Below are 16971 nucleotides of genomic sequence, written 5' to 3' on the forward strand. Positions count from 1 at the left end.
ATGAATAATAAATAATAATCGATTTAGATTATAAGTTATTTCGCTAACTTCTAACTTCTAACTTCTAACTTCTAACTTTTCAGCTTGTCGGTTTACTTTTTGGAGGAAGAATATTCAGCATATCCGAATGTATTTTTGCTGCAGCATAATCCAGCCGATCCTGCACAACCGAAGAGTCATTCGATTTGTAAACAATACCAACGTGGTAATCGATCGGAAGGAATTTCACGACTTCTTCACATTCAAATTGATTATAATCCGGTTCTTTATCTTTAATTAAAGCGACAATCAGTCCCGAATAATATCCGGTAGGTTTGGCAACTTCATATTTCTTCTGTTTAAGTAGGGCATCTTCAATCTTTGCCCATTCTCTCCAGATGTTGATATTGCTGGAAGCTTCCACCAGATCAGGAATGTGCGCACCGCCCACCCGGGAAGAGGTTTCCAGGAAATACCATTTTCCGTCTTCTTTTCCGCGTATGAATTCTGTATGGGTCGCTCCGTTGATTAAGCCAAAACTTGACAACACTTTAGCATTCGCCTCTTCAAGCGCTTTGAATTCATCGGAATATCGCCCCAGTGTTTTAGATCTGAAAACACCTCCCTCATGCGAAACCTGCATCGGAGGAGCAAGATATTTTGAAGCGGATGTGAAAACTATTTCTTTGTTAAATGTCAAGCTGTCAACGTGATACACATCTCCCGGCTTGAAGCTTTCCAGTAAAAACAAATGTCGTTCTTCTCCCAGAGCGTTCAAAGCGTCCCAAAGTTCATCTTTAGACTTCAGTTTTTTAATTCCCGAAGCCGAAGCTTCCGAACGCGGTTTTAAAACCCATGGAGCGGGAATGTGCTCAACGAAACGATTAACCTCATCATTATTAAAAACAGCGGTAAACTCAGGAACGCTAATTCCAGAATCTTTTGCTTTTTGCCGCATAGCCAACTTATCCCTGAAATATCTGTGCGTCGTTTGTCCCATTCCCGGAATACGGAATGTTTCCCGGATAAGAGCTGCTTTTTCCACATCATAATCGTCCAGAGCTACGACTGCGTCTACTTTTCTGGTTTGCATTAGATGAGAAAATCCCTGGATAAGATGTTCCAGATTCCAGACAGACGGCTGTAATTCGGGCATATAAAATACCTCGTCGATGGCGTGCCAAGGCCAGTTTTTTTCTTTAAGATTTTCGGATGTGACTAAGATTATTTTATTACCGAGCTTCTTCATTTCGTCCATGAAATCATAGCCCTTGTAATAGCACGAAATACATACTATAATTTTCTCCTCCATACAATGTTTTTTTAATATTGGTGAATTATCAAAAATAAAAGCATTTTAATATTAATTAAAATAATATTAAAACTCGAAATAATATGCGTTTTTGAGAATTCTTATATCAATTATACAGAGAATTTTTGTAATAAACTAATTTTTAGTGATAATTTTCGATTAAATCTGCCAATAATTGCACTCCAAAGCCGGTTGCAGCCTTTTCTTTGGCATATCCCACGCTTCCGAAAGCAACTCCTGCAATATCCAAATGTGCCCATTTTGGATGGCTTTCAATAAATTGTTCCAAAAATTTTGCCGCAACAATGCAATCTCCGATCGGTTTCATGGAAATATTCTTCAGATCTGCCACATCAGACTGAATATCATCTTTCCAGACATCCCAAAGCGGTAAATTCCAGAGTCTTTGATTGGTTTTGTCTCCGGTTTTTATTAAAAGATTTTTTAATTCTTCATTATTGGAAAACAAAGCGCCGCAGGTATCGCCGAACATTCTTACGGAACTTCCGGTTAATGTTGCAAGGTCGATCAGGAAATCAGTTTTAAAGTTTTTTGCCATGTAGGAAAGTCCGTCTGCCAGGATCATTCTGCCCTCTGCATCGGTGTTCAGAACTTCGATAGTTTTTCCGTTGTAGGCTGTAATGACGTCGCTCGGAAGGAAGGCATTTTCAGAAATGGCATTGTCGGTGATGGGTAAAATGGCCACAATATTTACAGGAAGCTGCATTTCTGCGGCATAGATTAAAGTTCCCAAAACCGCCGTCGCTCCGCCCATATCCGACTTCATATAGTGCATATTCGTGTGATCTTTTAAAGAAATTCCGCCTGTGTCAAACAATACACATTTTCCCACAAGACCGAAAGTGGCAGCGTTTTTCACTGTTGTTTTATATTCCAAAATCGTGAAAGCGGCATCGTAAGCGCTTCCCTGATTCACAGAAAGATAAGCTCCCAAGCCTAATTCTTCACATTTTTTTCTGTTAAAAGAAGTGTATTTTAAGCTGTGTTTTTTTGCTAAATTTTTAAGATATGTACTGAAAATATCTGGCTTTTTAAGATTGGCAGGTTTGTTCAGCCAGTCCTGACAGGCAATTTGTCCGTTAGTTAATGCTAAAGCTTTCTGATTGATATAATCTAATTTTTTCTGACTTAAATTTTCAAAATGAAGCTCAAATTTGGCGTTCCAAAATGAATGCGTTTTTTCGAAAGGGTAGTTGTAAGTCCCGATCAAAAGCCCTTTTACAAATTCTTCAAATTGTTTTTCGTTCATAAAATCAGCCAAAACCAAAGTCGGAACCGCCTGCAGATTTTTTTTCTGAGTCTGCGAAAATTTATTAGCAACCTGCTGAATTTCAAAATTTTGTAACATTGATTTTCCTAAACCAATAAAATAAGCAATGCCTTCTTCCTGGGCATTCACAAAAACCTCATTTTTTTTTCCAGTGAAAAAGGTGGAAATATTTTTATTGAAATTTTTACTGGTTTTCGTCCATTCTTCTTCAGTGAACACATGGAAAACCTGAGTGTAATTTTTATTTTTTTTGTTGACTAGCTTCATAAGTTTAATTTTTAATACTGTTTTGTTGGGGTTTTACTTCCACCGGATTTTCACGGTTGTTGTAGAACAGCCATTCAATCGCTCTCGGGAATTCCTGTGACCAGTAGAATTCGCTGTGTGTTCCTTCCGGATTAATGCTTGTTTTAAATTCAAAATCAAATAGATTTTTCTTTTCCCAGCGTTTTAAATATTCTTCAAAAATGCGGATTCTTTTTACCATTTTAGAACCTTCCTGAGCGCCGCCGTACAGATAAATTTTTGTTTTGTAAGGTACTCTGAAATTCATTATCGGAAAATTATTGTTGGGCTCCACCCAAAGTGAGGGGGAGAAAATCAACAATTTAGAATAGACTTCAGGATAAAGAAAACCACTATAAATACTGATGAGAGCGCCTAGAGAACTTCCTCCGATTCCTGTATTTTCCCGGTCTCTTTTTGTACGGTAATTTTCGTCTACATAAGGTTTTAACGTATCTGTAATGAAACGGATGTATTTTTTTCCTTCGGATCCGTTGGCCACATTATCATTATCGAAAATATATTCTTTAATTCTCTCTTCGCTGCCATGTTCTATGGCAATGACGATCACATCTCCACGTCCGTATTCGACGAGAATAGAGAGTTTTTTGTCGATTTCCCAATTTCCGTATCCGCTTCCTTCATTGAACAGGTTTTGTGCGTCCTGAAGATACAAAACAGGGTACGTTTTCTCAGAAACATAATAGTCGTAAGGCAACAGAGCCCAGACTTTTCGGTAGCGGTCGAGCTGAGGAATATAAAATTCCTCTGAAATGATCTCTGCAATTGGGAAAAATTCCTTTTTGAAGGGTCCCCAGTTTAATCTCCATTTTTCGACAGTATCAGCAGTTTTTCCGGCAGCTTTTGAAGCTTTCCTGTTGGGCGTGATATTTCCGTATATATCAAGCTCTACGTTTTCCCATCCGCCTTTTGTGAATTTATATTCGATAACATCAGGCAGGATTTCATCATTAATTTCAATATAATAGTTGTTCGGATCCAGCCGTTTAAGTTGAAAGTTGTAATCTTTCGGGTTCCAGTTATTGAAATTTCCGGTAATGTACACCGTTCTGTCGTCGATTTCTTCACTATAAAGTTCAAACCTCATCATGTGTGTTTAATAAATTTTAAAGGCTAAATTTATAAAAAATCTTTTTATAGAGATAATTTTAAAAAATTCATTAGTGAGTGAAAGAAAAAATGATATATTTGGTACAAACCAATGATGGAGAATGATTAACATAATAATTATTTCAACGATAATTAACGGTTTTTGTTGATATTTTTCGTAGTTTCAAACAAAATATAAAATTAAATCAAAACCGTGATGAATTCGGTTAAAACATATACGCTTTTTACAGACCATGATATTTACCTTTTTAAAGAGGGTAAACATTATAAGCTGTTTGACAAATTCGGTGCACATTCTGTAGAAAAAGACGGCGTAAAAGGTGTTTATTTTTCGGTTTGGGCGCCAAATGCAAAAAAAGTTTCCGTTATAGGAAATTTCAATAACTGGAATCATACAGATCATATTTTGTTTCCCCGCTGGGACGAATCGGGTATTTGGGAAGGTTTTATTGCAGGTCTTACCTGGGGAACACTCTATAAATATGCGGTTGAAACAGCGAGAGGCGAAATTCTTGAAAAAAGTGATCCTTATGCTTTAAGCTGGGAACAAAATCTTCAGGCAGCATCGATGGTTTCTACAACCTGGTATGAATGGGACGATAAAGAATGGCTCGAAAATCGCTGGAAAAAAAATACCCTGAATGCTCCGATTTCCGTATATGAAATGCATCTGGCATCTTGGGTACGGGAAGGCGATGATCCCAAAAGATTTTTAAATTATCGTGATATTGCTAAAAAGCTTGTTCCATATATTAAAGAAATGAGCTTCACCCATGTGGAATTCATGCCGGTGATGGAATATCCTTATGATCCAAGCTGGGGATATCAGATTACGGGATTTTACGCGGCGACCTCGCGTTTCGGTTCACCGCAGGATTTGATGTTTTTAATTAATGAACTTCATAAAAACGGAATCGGCGTTATTTTAGACTGGGTTCCATCTCATTTTCCCGGTGATGCCAATGGCTTACACAGGTTTGACGGTTCTTATCTGTACGAGCATGAAGATCCGAGAAAAGGTTTTCATCCCGACTGGAAATCCTATATTTTCAACTACGGACGAAATGAAGTGAAGTCTTTTTTAATTTCAAATGCAATGTTCTGGCTGGGAAGGTATCATGCAGACGGATTACGCGTAGATGCGGTCACGTCGATGCTTCATCTCGATTATTCCAGGAACGAAGGTGAGTGGGAACCCAATATTTACGGAGGAAATGTAAATCTTGAAGCCCAAACTTTTTTGCAGGAATTTAATACGGCTGTTTACAAAGAATTTGGAGACAATATCATAACGATTGCAGAAGAAAGTTCAGATTTTCCGATGCTGACAAAGCCTGTGCACGACGGGGGCGTGGGATTTGGAATGAAATGGATGATGGGCTGGATGCACGATACATTGGATTATTTTAAAGAAGATCCCATTAACAGGAAATTTTTTCATCATAAGTTGACATTCGCATCCATGTATATGTATAATGAAAACTATATGATGCCTTTGTCCCACGATGAAGTAGTACACGGAAAAGCAAGTCTTATCTATAAAATGACAGGCGATGAATGGCAGAAATTTGCCAATCTTCGTGCCTTGTATGTGTATATGTTTACGCATCCGGGAGCAAAGCTGTTGTTTATGGGCGATGAATTTGGGCAGACCAGCGAATGGAATTTTACCCAAAGTTTAGACTGGCATTTATTAGAATATCCTGTACATAAAGGTCTGCAGACGTTGGTGAAAGATTTAAATCATCTCTATAGAAATGAAACCGCTTTATATGAAAATCAGTTTAATCCTGATGGTTTTGAATGGATAGAAGCCGATGATATCGAAAATTCGGTATATATTTATTTAAGGAAAGGAAAAAAGAAGGATGATGTTTTTATGGTTATTTTAAATTTAACTCCAAGAGTGATTGATTATAAAATCGGAGTGAATGCAGGAACACATTGGGAAGTTGTTCTTAATTCGGATGACAAAAGATATGCAGGAAGCGGAGTGAATGCTGATATTTTCAGTGAACAATTTGAAGAGTATAAAAATCATCCCAAATCTATAAGTATAAATTTACCGCCATTGGCAGGAATTATTTTAAAAAGAAAAGACAGAAACTACAAGCAAAATAGAATTAAACAACACAAAAGATAAAGTTAAAATGATAGTTTATCATCTCAGTACGGAGTGTTATCCGGTGGCAAAAGTAGGAGGTTTGGCAGATGTTGTAGGAGCTTTACCGAAATATCAGAATAAAATAAAAGGTGTTGATGCTAAGGTTGTAATGCCCTGGTACAACAAATCTTTTATTTACGATCATGAGTTTGACATAGTTTTTGATGGTTTTATTCATCAGGGGCCAAATATGCTTCAGGTTCAGGTCATGAAGGAGAATACCAATGCGTTGGGATTTGAATTGTATATGGTAAAAATCCCAGGACTTTTGGATCGTGATAATCCTTATGGCTATCAGGATGAGAGTTTCCAGTTTTTGGCTTTTCAGCATGGGGTTTTGCATTGGCTGAGCGCGATGAAAATTCGTCCGGATATTTTGCATTGCCATGATTATCATACGGGATTGGTCCCTTTTATGATAGAATATTGCCCGGAATTTTCGTTCCTGAAAGGTGTAAAAACGATCGGAACAATTCACAACGGCGAATATCAGGGAATGATGAGCTGGGAAATGGCCAATTATATGCCTGCTTTTGATGCTTATAAATGGGGAATGATGGACTGGAACGGACTGATAAATCCGTTGGCAAGCATGATAAAGTGCGCTACTGCTTTTACAACCGTTTCGCAAGGCTATCTTGAAGAGCTCTATATCAGCTTCAGAGGATTGGAAAGCCTAGTTCGTGATGAGTTTGGAAAAGCCTATGGAATTATCAACGGAATCGATGCTGAAGTCTGGAATCCGGAAACCGATCCGATGCTTGATTTTAATTTTAATAGTAAAAATGCGGTTGCCCAAAAGAAAAAAAATAAGGAAAAGCTCTGCAAAGAATATGGTTTAAAACCTGAGCTTCCATTGTTTGCTTTTATCGGGAGATTTGCAACGGAAAAAGGCGCCGATCTGCTTCCGGATATTGTCTGGAGAAGCATTAAACAAAGCTATGGAGCTTTAAATATCATGATTTTAGGTTCAGGGAATTCTTATATTGAAAATAAACTGAAAGAATACGATTATACCTATTCTAATTTCGCTTTGGATTTGGGATATAAAGAACATCTTTCACATAAAATATATGCTTCGGCAGATTTTTTACTGATGCCTTCCCGGGTTGAGCCCTGCGGATTGAATCAGATGTATTCGATGAGATACGGAACGATACCTATTGTAAGATATACAGGAGGTTTAAGAGATACTGTAGAAGACATTTCAACAGGCGGAGCGGGGATTAATTTTACTTATCCCGGAGCAGATGATGTCATCCATGCGATGAACAGGGCAATGAGTATTTACAACGAAAAAGATGTCATGGAAAACCTGATTCATGCCAATATGAGTTTTGATTTTGCATGGGAGAAATCGGCGGAGAAGTATATTGCTTTATATAATAATTAAGATGTTGAAAAAATTTTCTTTTCTGTTTTTATTAATAATGATTTTTTCTTGTAAAAAAGAAGAAGGAAATTATGTGGGAGGCTATTACTGGATTTATAGTTATGGACTAAAAGACATGCGAGCCGCAGAAGCAACTGAAGGTATTTCTGAAAAGTGGAAAATAAAATACGCTGATGTAGGAGGTTGTGTGGTTGGCTATGACATACAGAAAAAAGCAGATGCTTCAAATAAGAAGACTTACGCAGCTATTGCAAAGAGATATGGAAAAGATTGGAAAAAAAAATATAATAAAGATCTCGAAGATTTCATGATGAAAAAAGTCGATGTCATGGATGTTTTAATCACCAATAAACTATTCAGAGATGAGCTTAAAAAATATTATATAGAAATTGATGATGTAGACAAAGATGTAAAGGAAATAAATGAGAATCTCTATAAAGTTGTAGTTTATAATCAAAAGATGAAAGCTGAAAACAAAGAATGTTTTGCAGTAAACGTAAATACTGAAGATAGAACAGTAAAATTAATAGATAAAAACGCAAGATAATTTATGAAACGTAATGTAATTTCCATTGTTTTAGGAGGAGGTAGAGGAACGAGATTGTTTCCTTTAACGTATTCAAGGTCAAAACCGGCTGTGCCGATCGCGGGGAAATACAGATTGGTTGATATTCCTATTTCAAATTGTTTAAACTCAGGATTGAACAAAATTCTTGTTTTAACCCAGTTTAATTCAGCTTCTTTAAATTCACACATCAAAAACTCTTATCACTTTGATATTTTCAGCAAAGGTTTTGTGGATATTTTGGCTGCAGAACAGAATGTTGAAAACGACAATTGGTATCAGGGAACGGCAGATGCAGTTCGCCAGTCGATGAAGCATTTGGAAAAGTATGATTATGATTATATTTTAATTCTTTCCGGAGATCAGCTTTATCAGATGGATTTCAGGGAAATGCTGGACTTCCATATTGAAAAAGGAGGAGATGTAACGATCGCAACGATCCCGGTGAATGCTAAAGATGCAACAGGTTTCGGAATTTTAAGCTCCGACGATGAAGGCAATATCACCTCTTTCGTTGAAAAACCAAGCTACGAAATGCTGGAAGGTCTGAAATCTGAAGTTTCCGAAAATAACAAACATAAAGGAAAAGAATATCTTGCCTCGATGGGGATTTATATTTTCACGAAAAGTATTCTTAAAAAAATGTTTGATGAAGGAGCCGGAGACGATTTCGGAAAAGACATTATTCCAAGCTCCATCGGGAAATATACGACATTAAGCTACCAGTTTGAAGGCTATTGGACAGACATCGGTACCATCGAATCTTTCTACGAAGCCAATATTGATCTGTGTCAGGACTTTCCACAGTTTAATCTTTTCTCTTCATCACCGATTTATACGAGAGCGAGAATGCTTCCGCCTTCAAAAATCAACGGTTCTTATGTAAGTAAGGCGGTTTTCGGGGATGGATGTATCATTATGGCCGATAAAATCGAAAATTCGGTGATCGGAAACAGAACCCGGATCGACAAGGGAAGTACGATCGTAAATTCTTACGTAATGGGAGCAGATTTCTATCAAAATACTGCAGAAATTGTAATTAATGATCAAAAAGGCCTGCCAAACATGGGAATCGGAAAATATTGCTATATCGAAAAAGCCATTTTAGATAAAAACTGCTATATCGGAGACAATGTCAGAATTATCGGCGGAAAACATTTGGCAGACGGAGATTACGGAACACACTCGGTTCAGGACGGAATTGTTGTCGTGAAAAAAGGGGCGGTTCTTACTCCGGGGACTCATATTGGGTGAGAGGCTCTTATCTGTCTTTAGAAAAAAAATTAATCCTTAGTAAAATAAAGCCTCTGTAAAAAGGGGCTTTTACAATGATGAAACATGAGTAAATTATTTTATAAAATATTTTTAATCTCAATTATTTTTATAAGCACATTTTATAAATCTCAAATAGTCACTGTTCGAGGGGTTGTAAAAGATTCTTTAAATATCAATAACTTTATATCAATTAGTGTCAATGATACAATAAACAAGTTTAGAGACAAAGTATTTAAGGATGAAACATTTAAAAATAAGAACTGGAATAAGTATGATGAATTAGTAAAAAAATTTAGCACTTTCCCTGATTATCCTGATGGAAATTATAATATAACAGCAAAGCTAACCGATACATTGTATTTCCATAAGAGAGATTATATCACACAGAAATATAAAGTTGCGGATATAATCAATAAAAATATAAAAGTTATTTTAAAACCAAGACCTTGCATTCCTTACAAAAAATGTGACCAAAAAGTTCCTTCAAGACTTTATGCTTTTGTTGGTAAGAAAATAGACGTTTCTTATGTGGATCAATCCAAGTATTGCGGAATATCGTTAGATAGTGAATATAAGGCAGAATATGAAATAGAACAAGAGCTGAATGAACATTATCCTAACTCAAAAATTATTTTTACCGCATATGATCATAATAGTATGTATGAATACGATTTTAGTAATTACGATAATGTATTACTTTTTATTGAAGAATATTGTGATGAATTGGTTAAAGATCATTTTTTTCCGGTCTATAAAACTACAGACGGGAGGTGGGCAAGCCCGATAAAACTTAGAGATGAGCATTATTATAATTCTGATAAATTTAAGCCTATAAATATCAATTTTGAAAAATCAGTTAGTTTTGATTTATTAACAACTAACAGTAACCCATCTGAAGAACAAATTGCTCAGTTAAAACAATTCAAATTTCCAGAAAAGTATTACAAAATAGAAAATGGAAAAGCAATTCCAATCGCAGGAAGATATGTTGAAGATTTGGTGGAACTTTGGAAAGAGATTTCGGAGAAAAATAAAACAAAATAAATTCTCATCAAAACAATCAACATATTGGTCACTCTTGTTATTTTCTATACATTTGTGCGATGCGTTTTTTTAAAATCATAGCGGTAATTATTGTATTGTTGGTGGGAGCCTATGCTGCTTCCATGTACTATTTTGTGGATGAAAGTAAAAACTTTAAGATCGAAAAGGAGATCGATTATCCTGTCGAGAAAGTTTTTAACCAGTTCAATAATCTGCAGAATTTCACACGTTGGAACAATTTCTTTACCAGTTCCCAATCGGTTGATATTGATTATTATACGCCTTACGAAGGGCAGGGAAGTTCCATCAGTTATGCAGATCAGAAAAACGATACGGATGGGGAAATGTTCATTCGTTACGAAAATCCGAACAAAACATTAAGGTATCAGCTTTTTGAGGAAAGAAACGAAAATCCTACGGTTGTAGATGTACAGTTTAAGCCTGTTTCTGCTACCAGAACAAAAATCACCTGGGTTGTTCATACTCCAAAATTGTCTGTTTTAAGAAGAGTTGAAAATTTTTGGACAGAAGACCGTTTTGCCGAAAATATTGATAAGAGTATGGCAAATCTTAAAAATGTTTTAAGCAATAAGGTGGAAAAGGATAATCAGATGGCGGCGATTAAATACGACAGCCTGATGGTGGAAAATGAAGAATCAAAACTTTTATTGGGAATTAATGTCAGTACGTCAAATAAAAAAGATGCACTTTACAAAAATATTGTGATGAATTATAATAAAGTCTACAATTATGTAACGATGGATCTTGGCAAAAGGGAAGACGAAATCGGCTTCACGACACTCATCACCGATGCCGACAATTACAAGGATAAAGAAGTGTCATACTATCTGGGAATTCCTTTGTCTAAAAAGTTTGGTGTTACAGATAACAACTTTAGTTTCAGAACGATAAATGCTTCTCAGGTCTATGTGATGTATTACAAAGGAACATACGAAGGCAGAATAAAAGCAGTTCAGCAGCTGATCCAAAAAGCAAAAAAAGATGAAATGCGTTTTGGGGATATCGGCCAGACTTTCCTCGAACGTCCTATGGAAGGTCAGCCCGTCAATATGAAGCTCTCCTTGTCGGTGTATAAGTAGATTCCTGAAAATTATTTCTTTCATAGTTATTTTTAATGATTTAAGGCTGTTCCACCTCGGTTTTTTTTATTAAATTTGAAGATTAATTCTACAAACAAAATTTAATAATAGATAAACTGTAATAATGGACAGATTTTCATTCCTAAACGCAGCTCATTCTCAATTAATTGAGGATTTATACCAACAGTACTTAAAATACCCGGATTCTTTAGAACCATCATGGAAAGCCTTCTTTCAAGGCTTCGATTTTGCTTTGGAGAACTATGGTGACGACGAAAACATCCAATATATCCAGGCACCAGCCAACGTTGTTCCCGCTGTACAGCAAGCTACTCAGGCAGCAGCAAACGGAGAGGTTCCGGAGCACATCAAGAAAGAATTTAAAGTAGTAAACCTTATCGAGGCTTACAGAACGAGAGGTCACTTGTTTACTAAAACAAACCCTGTCAGAGAAAGAAGACACTATACTCCTACGCTGGATATCGAAAATTTCGGTCTTAGCAAGGAAGATTTAAATACAAAATTCAACTGCGCCGTTGAAACAGGAATGAAAGAGCCTGCAACATTACAGGAGCTTATCACTCACCTGGAGAACATTTACTGTGATTCTATCGGGGTTGAATATACGTACATCAACAATGTTGAAGAGAAAGATTTCATCAAAAAATGGCTTCAGGTAAATGAAAACCATCCTAATCTTTCAGCGAACGAAAAAACTGAAATTTTATTAAAGTTAAATCAGGCTGTAGCATTTGAAAATTATCTTCACACAAAATTTGTCGGACAAAAAAGATTCTCACTGGAAGGTGGTGAAACATTGATTCCTGCATTGGATCAGCTGATCTCAAGATCTTCTCAGTTGGGCGTAGATGAGGTTGTTCTAGGGATGGCTCACAGAGGGAGACTGAATGTACTTACAAACATTTTCGGAAAGTCTTACAAGCAGATTTTCTCAGAATTTGAAGGAAAAGAATTTGAAGAAGACGTATTCTCTGGTGACGTGAAATATCACTTGGGTTCATCCAAAAAAATAAAAACAGCTTCAGGAGAAGAAGTTTCTATTAACCTTACTCCGAATCCATCTCACCTTGAGACGGTTGCTGCCCTTGTAGAAGGTATCTGCCGCGCAAAAGTAGATGATAAATATAAAGGAGATTATTCTAAAATTTTACCGATCGTCATTCATGGTGATGGGGCTATCGCTGGTCAGGGTATTGCTTACGAAGTTGCTCAGATGATGACTTTGGAAGGGTACAGAACGGGTGGTACGGTGCATATCGTTGTGAATAACCAGGTTTCGTTTACTACCAATTATATGGATGCAAGATCTTCTACCTATTGTACAGATATTGCAAAAGTAACGGAATCTCCTGTAATGCACGTAAATGCTGATGATGCAGAAGCAGTGGTTCATGCGATCCATTTTGCTGCAGATTTCAGAGCTAAATTCGGTAAAGACGTTTATATCGACTTATTAGGATACAGAAAATATGGTCACAACGAAGGTGATGAACCAAGATTTACACAGCCTAATTTATATAAAACAATTTCTAAACATCCGAATCCGAGAGAGATTTATAAAGATAAATTAATCAACGACAGCGTTATTTCAAACGATGTTCTTAAGACAATGGAAACAGACTTCAAAGCACTTTTGGATAAAGACTTTGATGCTTCCAAAGAAATCGAGAAAAACGTGATGGATCTGTTTATGGCAGAAGACTGGACAAACTATCCGATCGGAAAAAGAGGAGCAGTTCAATTGCCTGTTGACACAAAATATGACTTGGCTAAGTTGAAAGAATTGGCAATTAAAATGTCAACACTTCCGGCTGATAAGAAGTTCATTAATAAAATTACAAGACTTTTCGAAAACCGTATCAAGGCGATCGAAGGAAACTCATTAGATTGGGCACTAGGAGAGTGGTTGGCGTATGCTACATTGCTTACTGAAGGTCACAACATAAGAATTTCCGGAGAAGATGTGGAAAGAGGAACATTCTCTCACAGACATGCCGTAGTGAAAACGGAAGATACGGAAGAAGAATATATCCCGTTAAGACATGTTTCTGAAAATAGATTTGATGTTTACAATTCTCACCTTTCAGAATATGGTGTTTTAGGTTTCGATTACGGATATGCGATGGCTTCTCCGAATACATTGACAGTCTGGGAAGCTCAGTTTGGTGACTTCGTAAATGGTGCTCAGATTATTGTTGACCAATATTTGGCTGCTGCAGAAGAAAAATGGAAAATTCAGGATGGTTTGGTAATGTTGTTGCCTCACGGTTCGGAAGGACAGGGTGCAGAACACTCTTCAGCAAGACTGGAAAGATTCTTAACACTTTGTGCCAATGAAAACATGGTGGTAGCAAACATCACTTCACCGGCCAACTATTTCCACTTGTTGAGAAGACAGTTGAAATGGGCTTTCAGAAAGCCGCTAGTGGTGATGAGTCCAAAATCTTTATTGAGACATCCAAAAGTGGTTTCTCCTCTTGAAGATTTCGCAAACGGTTCGTTCCAGCCAATCTTAGATGATCCGGCTGCAGATCCTAAAAAAGTAGAAAAATTAGTTCTTTGTTCAGGTAAATTATACTTCGAATTATTAGCTAAAAAAGAAGAATTAAATGCTGAGAATATTGCATTGGTAAGATTTGAGCAGCTATACCCTCTTCAGACAGATGCTATTGAAGCGATTTTCAATAAATATGAAAACAGAAAAGAACTTGTTTGGGCTCAGGAAGAACCTGAAAATATGGGCGCTTGGTCTTATATCCTGAGAAACTTCAGAGATACAGGAATCCAGGTAATTGCTCCGGTTCCAAGTGGTGCTCCAGCTCCTGGTAGCCACAAAATGTTTGAGAAAAACCAAAATGCAGTGATCAACAGAGTATTCGACAGAAACGATGCTCCTATAAAAAGACCTGTAACAGCTTAATTAAAATAGAAGTTAGAAATTAGAGATTAGAAGTTAGAATTTTAAAAGTCTTTTTGTCTTTTATCTATTTTCTTAAAATCTAAAAAAGAAATAATAATCAATAAAAAAATAAAAAATACGATATGTCAGTTTTAGAAATGAAAGTTCCTTCACCGGGCGAATCAATTACGGAAGTTGAAATCGCAACTTGGCTTGTAAAAGATGGTGATTATGTAGAAAAAGATCAACCTATCGCTGAAGTAGATTCAGACAAAGCTACTCTTGAATTGCCAGCTGAACAAAGTGGAATTATTACTTTAAAAGCAGAAGAAGGTGACGTGGTACAAGTAGGTCAGGTAGTTTGTTTAATTGATATGGATGCTCCAAAACCTGCAGGTGGAAGTGCTCCTGCTGCTGAAGCTCCTAAAAAGGAAGAGGCTCCGAAAGCGGCTGAACCAGCTAAACAAGAAGCTCCAAAACCAGCGGCTCAACCTGTTGCAGCTGCGGCGACTCAAACGTATGCAACCGGAGCTCCATCTCCTGCTGCAAAGAAAATTCTTGACGAAAAAGGTATCGATGCCGGACAGGTTTCCGGAAGTGGAAGAGACGGAAGAATCACTAAAACTGACGCTGAATTGGCTGCTGTTCCTGCAATGGGAGGAAGCGCGCTTTCAGCTACTGGTTCCAGATCTACTACTACGACTAAACTTTCTGTTCTTAGAAGAAAAGTAGCGCAAAGATTAGTTTCTGTAAAGAATGAAACAGCGATGTTAACGACTTTCAATGAAGTTGACATGTCTGAAATCTTCAGAATCAGAAAACAATATAAAGATGAATTTGCTCAAAAACACGGAATCGGACTTGGTTTCATGTCTTTCTTCACAAAAGCGGTTACAAGAGCATTACAGATGTATCCGGATGTGAATGCATCGATCGACGGAGATTTCAAAATTAATTACGATTTCTGCGATATTTCGGTAGCGGTTTCTGGGCCTAAAGGATTAATGGTTCCGGTATTGAGAAATGCTGAGAATATGACTTTCAGAGGAGTTGAAGCAAACATCAAAAATCTTGCAGAAAGAGTAAGAGACGGAAAAATCACTGTTGACGAAATGACAGGTGGTACATTCACAATTACAAATGGTGGTGTATTCGGGTCTATGTTGTCTACACCGATTATCAACCCTCCTCAATCTGCGATCTTAGGAATGCACAATATCATCCAAAGACCGGTAGCGGTTGACGGGCAGGTGGTAATCCGTCCAATGATGTATGTAGCAATGTCTTACGACCACAGAATTATCGACGGAAGAGAGTCTGTAGGATTCCTTGTTGCGGTAAAAGAAGGTATCGACAACCCTGTTGAAATCTTAATGGGAGGTGACGAAAGAAAAGCCCTTGAATTATAAAAAATTATAGCTTTTAAGCAATTTATAATATAAAATTCTAATCTCGTCTTGAAAAAGGCGAGATTTTTGTATATATTTAGAAAATACTAAGATGATGTTCTCAAAAATGACTTCAAATATCAAAGTTTCAGTAATACCTGAATATGATAGCAAAAATAGTTATCCATCTGAAAACAGATATGTTTTTAAGTATAACATTACCATTGAAAATGACGGAAGTTTTCCTATAAAAATTCTTAAAAGAAAGTGGTTGATTTTCGATGTTGGGTTTGGATACACAGAGATTATTGGTGACGGAGTGATCGGTTTGACACCGGAAATTCCGAGTGGTGAAAATTTTGCTTATTTTTCCAATGTAATGCTTCGCTCCGGAGTAGGGAATATGAGTGGAAAATACCTCGTAAAAAACATGGAAACACAGGAAAATTTCGAAATAGATATTCCTAAGTTTAATCTATTGTCTGAAGTTTTAAGTAATTAATGTATGACCAAAAAGCTCGAATCTCGCAGCTCGTATCATAAACTAAAGCTTTTTAATCTTCGGCTTCATATAATCAGCAACTTCTTCATTGCTGGTGAGAAATAATTTTTCAAAAGCCAGCAAAGAAATTTTAGCACAAACTTCTGCATCGTCGCCCGCTCTGTGATGGTTAAACTTAATTTGGTGATATTCAGCCAAATGTTTCAATCCGTATTTGGGTAGGTAATTCCATGTTTTTTTGGCTAATTGGATGCTGCATAAATAATTCAGTTTCGGCGTAAACATTCCGTAGTGATTCAGGCAGCCTCGTAAAACGCCTGCGTCAAAACCTGCATTATGAGCAATCATTAATGTTCCGTACATCATTTCCTCCACCTCATACCAGATTTCATCGAAAGTAGGGGCATCCTTCACATGATCCGGTAAAATGCCGTGAACATCTACATTAAAAGGATTAAAATAAGGAAAGCTGGGAGGTTTTATCAACCATGTTTTGGTCTCAACAATTTTAGAATCCTGTACAATACAAATGCCCAACTCACACGCCGAATTCCTCTCGTGTGTAGCTGTTTCGAAATCTAATGCACAAAAATCCATTTAAAATTGTTTAAATTATTGTTCA

General features: G+C 36.8%; 13 protein-coding genes. 9 read left to right on the plus strand and 4 right to left on the minus strand.

The genetic code is table 11. The features are described from left to right. Positions 1-79: 79 nt before the first annotated feature. The 3 genes from BMX24_RS05435 to BMX24_RS05445 all read right to left on the minus strand — a co-directional run bounded on the left by BMX24_RS05435 (position 80) and on the right by BMX24_RS05445 (position 3975). Entirely contained in the window at positions 80-1291 is a 1212-nt protein-coding gene (locus BMX24_RS05435; protein WP_089791035.1) for an ATP-grasp domain-containing protein, read from the minus strand. Between the two features lie 142 nt (positions 1292-1433). Beyond that, a complete protein-coding gene (locus BMX24_RS05440) occupies positions 1434-2849 on the minus strand; it encodes a leucyl aminopeptidase family protein (RefSeq protein ID WP_089791036.1) in 1416 nt (471 codons plus the stop codon). 4 nt (positions 2850-2853) lie between these two features. Further along, entirely contained in the window at positions 2854-3975 is a 1122-nt protein-coding gene (locus BMX24_RS05445; protein WP_089792768.1) for an alpha/beta hydrolase-fold protein, read from the minus strand. A 219-nt stretch (positions 3976-4194) separates the two neighbouring features. On the opposite strand from BMX24_RS05445, the gene glgB reads away from it, so the two are divergent. The 9 genes from glgB to apaG all read left to right on the plus strand — a co-directional run bounded on the left by glgB (position 4195) and on the right by apaG (position 16349). Next, on the plus strand, positions 4195-6141 hold the full coding sequence (gene glgB / locus BMX24_RS05450; RefSeq protein ID WP_170835665.1) for a 1,4-alpha-glucan branching protein GlgB: 1947 nt from the start codon (positions 4195-4197) through the stop codon (positions 6139-6141). Between the two features lie 7 nt (positions 6142-6148). Then, positions 6149-7555: a glycogen synthase gene (locus tag BMX24_RS05455; protein ID WP_089791038.1), complete on the plus strand. Its 1407-nt coding sequence runs from the start codon at positions 6149-6151 to the stop codon at positions 7553-7555. Between the two features lies 1 nt (position 7556). Continuing rightward, positions 7557-8102, plus strand: a complete 546-nt coding sequence (locus BMX24_RS05460; RefSeq protein ID WP_089791039.1) for an FEKKY domain-containing protein — start codon at positions 7557-7559, stop codon at positions 8100-8102. Between the two features lie 3 nt (positions 8103-8105). Continuing rightward, positions 8106-9374, plus strand: a complete 1269-nt coding sequence (locus BMX24_RS05465; RefSeq protein WP_089791040.1) for a glucose-1-phosphate adenylyltransferase — start codon at positions 8106-8108, stop codon at positions 9372-9374. A gap of 84 nt (positions 9375-9458) precedes the next feature. Continuing rightward, the gene (locus tag BMX24_RS05470; RefSeq protein ID WP_089791041.1) at positions 9459-10439 is read left to right on the plus strand and encodes a hypothetical protein; all 981 of its coding nucleotides are present in this window, start codon (positions 9459-9461) and stop codon (positions 10437-10439) included. Positions 10440-10498: 59 nt separating this feature from the next. Continuing rightward, positions 10499-11539: an SRPBCC domain-containing protein gene (locus tag BMX24_RS05475; RefSeq protein WP_089791042.1), complete on the plus strand. Its 1041-nt coding sequence runs from the start codon at positions 10499-10501 to the stop codon at positions 11537-11539. Between the two features lie 124 nt (positions 11540-11663). After that, the gene (locus tag BMX24_RS05480) at positions 11664-14480 is read left to right on the plus strand and encodes a 2-oxoglutarate dehydrogenase E1 component (protein ID WP_089791043.1); all 2817 of its coding nucleotides are present in this window, start codon (positions 11664-11666) and stop codon (positions 14478-14480) included. A gap of 122 nt (positions 14481-14602) precedes the next feature. Further along, positions 14603-15868 (plus strand): 2-oxoglutarate dehydrogenase complex dihydrolipoyllysine-residue succinyltransferase, encoded by a 1266-nt coding sequence (gene odhB, locus BMX24_RS05485; RefSeq protein ID WP_089791044.1) that lies wholly within the window; start codon positions 14603-14605, stop codon positions 15866-15868. Between the two features lie 106 nt (positions 15869-15974). Next, positions 15975-16349 (plus strand): Co2+/Mg2+ efflux protein ApaG, encoded by a 375-nt coding sequence (gene apaG, locus BMX24_RS05490; RefSeq protein WP_228404700.1) that lies wholly within the window; start codon positions 15975-15977, stop codon positions 16347-16349. A 42-nt stretch (positions 16350-16391) separates the two neighbouring features. Here the strand turns inward: apaG and BMX24_RS05495 are convergent, their stop codons facing one another. Then, positions 16392-16946, minus strand: coding sequence for a 3'-5' exonuclease (locus BMX24_RS05495; RefSeq protein WP_089791046.1), 555 nt, complete (start codon positions 16944-16946; stop codon positions 16392-16394). Between the last annotated feature and the right edge of the window lie 25 nt (positions 16947-16971).

This window comes from Chryseobacterium wanjuense (assembly GCF_900111495.1).
Classification (GTDB): domain Bacteria; phylum Bacteroidota; class Bacteroidia; order Flavobacteriales; family Weeksellaceae; genus Chryseobacterium; species Chryseobacterium wanjuense.

What these genes read in the sequence shown, in the direction of transcription:
- BMX24_RS05435 (WP_089791035.1), bottom strand. Translation starts at nt 1,291, where the DNA reads ATGGAGGAGAAAATTATAGTATGTATTTCGTGCTATTACAAGGGCTAT.
- BMX24_RS05480 (WP_089791043.1), top strand. Translation starts at nt 11,664, where the DNA reads ATGGACAGATTTTCATTCCTAAACGCAGCTCATTCTCAATTAATTGAG.
- BMX24_RS05470 (WP_089791041.1), top strand. Translation starts at nt 9,459, where the DNA reads ATGAGTAAATTATTTTATAAAATATTTTTAATCTCAATTATTTTTATA.
- glgB (WP_170835665.1), top strand. Translation starts at nt 4,195, where the DNA reads ATGAATTCGGTTAAAACATATACGCTTTTTACAGACCATGATATTTAC.
- apaG (WP_228404700.1), top strand. Translation starts at nt 15,975, where the DNA reads ATGACTTCAAATATCAAAGTTTCAGTAATACCTGAATATGATAGCAAA.
- BMX24_RS05455 (WP_089791038.1), top strand. Translation starts at nt 6,149, where the DNA reads ATGATAGTTTATCATCTCAGTACGGAGTGTTATCCGGTGGCAAAAGTA.
- BMX24_RS05495 (WP_089791046.1), bottom strand. Translation starts at nt 16,946, where the DNA reads ATGGATTTTTGTGCATTAGATTTCGAAACAGCTACACACGAGAGGAAT.
- BMX24_RS05445 (WP_089792768.1), bottom strand. Translation starts at nt 3,975, where the DNA reads ATGAGGTTTGAACTTTATAGTGAAGAAATCGACGACAGAACGGTGTAC.
- BMX24_RS05440 (WP_089791036.1), bottom strand. Translation starts at nt 2,849, where the DNA reads ATGAAGCTAGTCAACAAAAAAAATAAAAATTACACTCAGGTTTTCCAT.
- odhB (WP_089791044.1), top strand. Translation starts at nt 14,603, where the DNA reads ATGTCAGTTTTAGAAATGAAAGTTCCTTCACCGGGCGAATCAATTACG.
- BMX24_RS05465 (WP_089791040.1), top strand. Translation starts at nt 8,106, where the DNA reads ATGAAACGTAATGTAATTTCCATTGTTTTAGGAGGAGGTAGAGGAACG.
- BMX24_RS05460 (WP_089791039.1), top strand. Translation starts at nt 7,557, where the DNA reads ATGTTGAAAAAATTTTCTTTTCTGTTTTTATTAATAATGATTTTTTCT.
- BMX24_RS05475 (WP_089791042.1), top strand. Translation starts at nt 10,499, where the DNA reads ATGCGTTTTTTTAAAATCATAGCGGTAATTATTGTATTGTTGGTGGGA.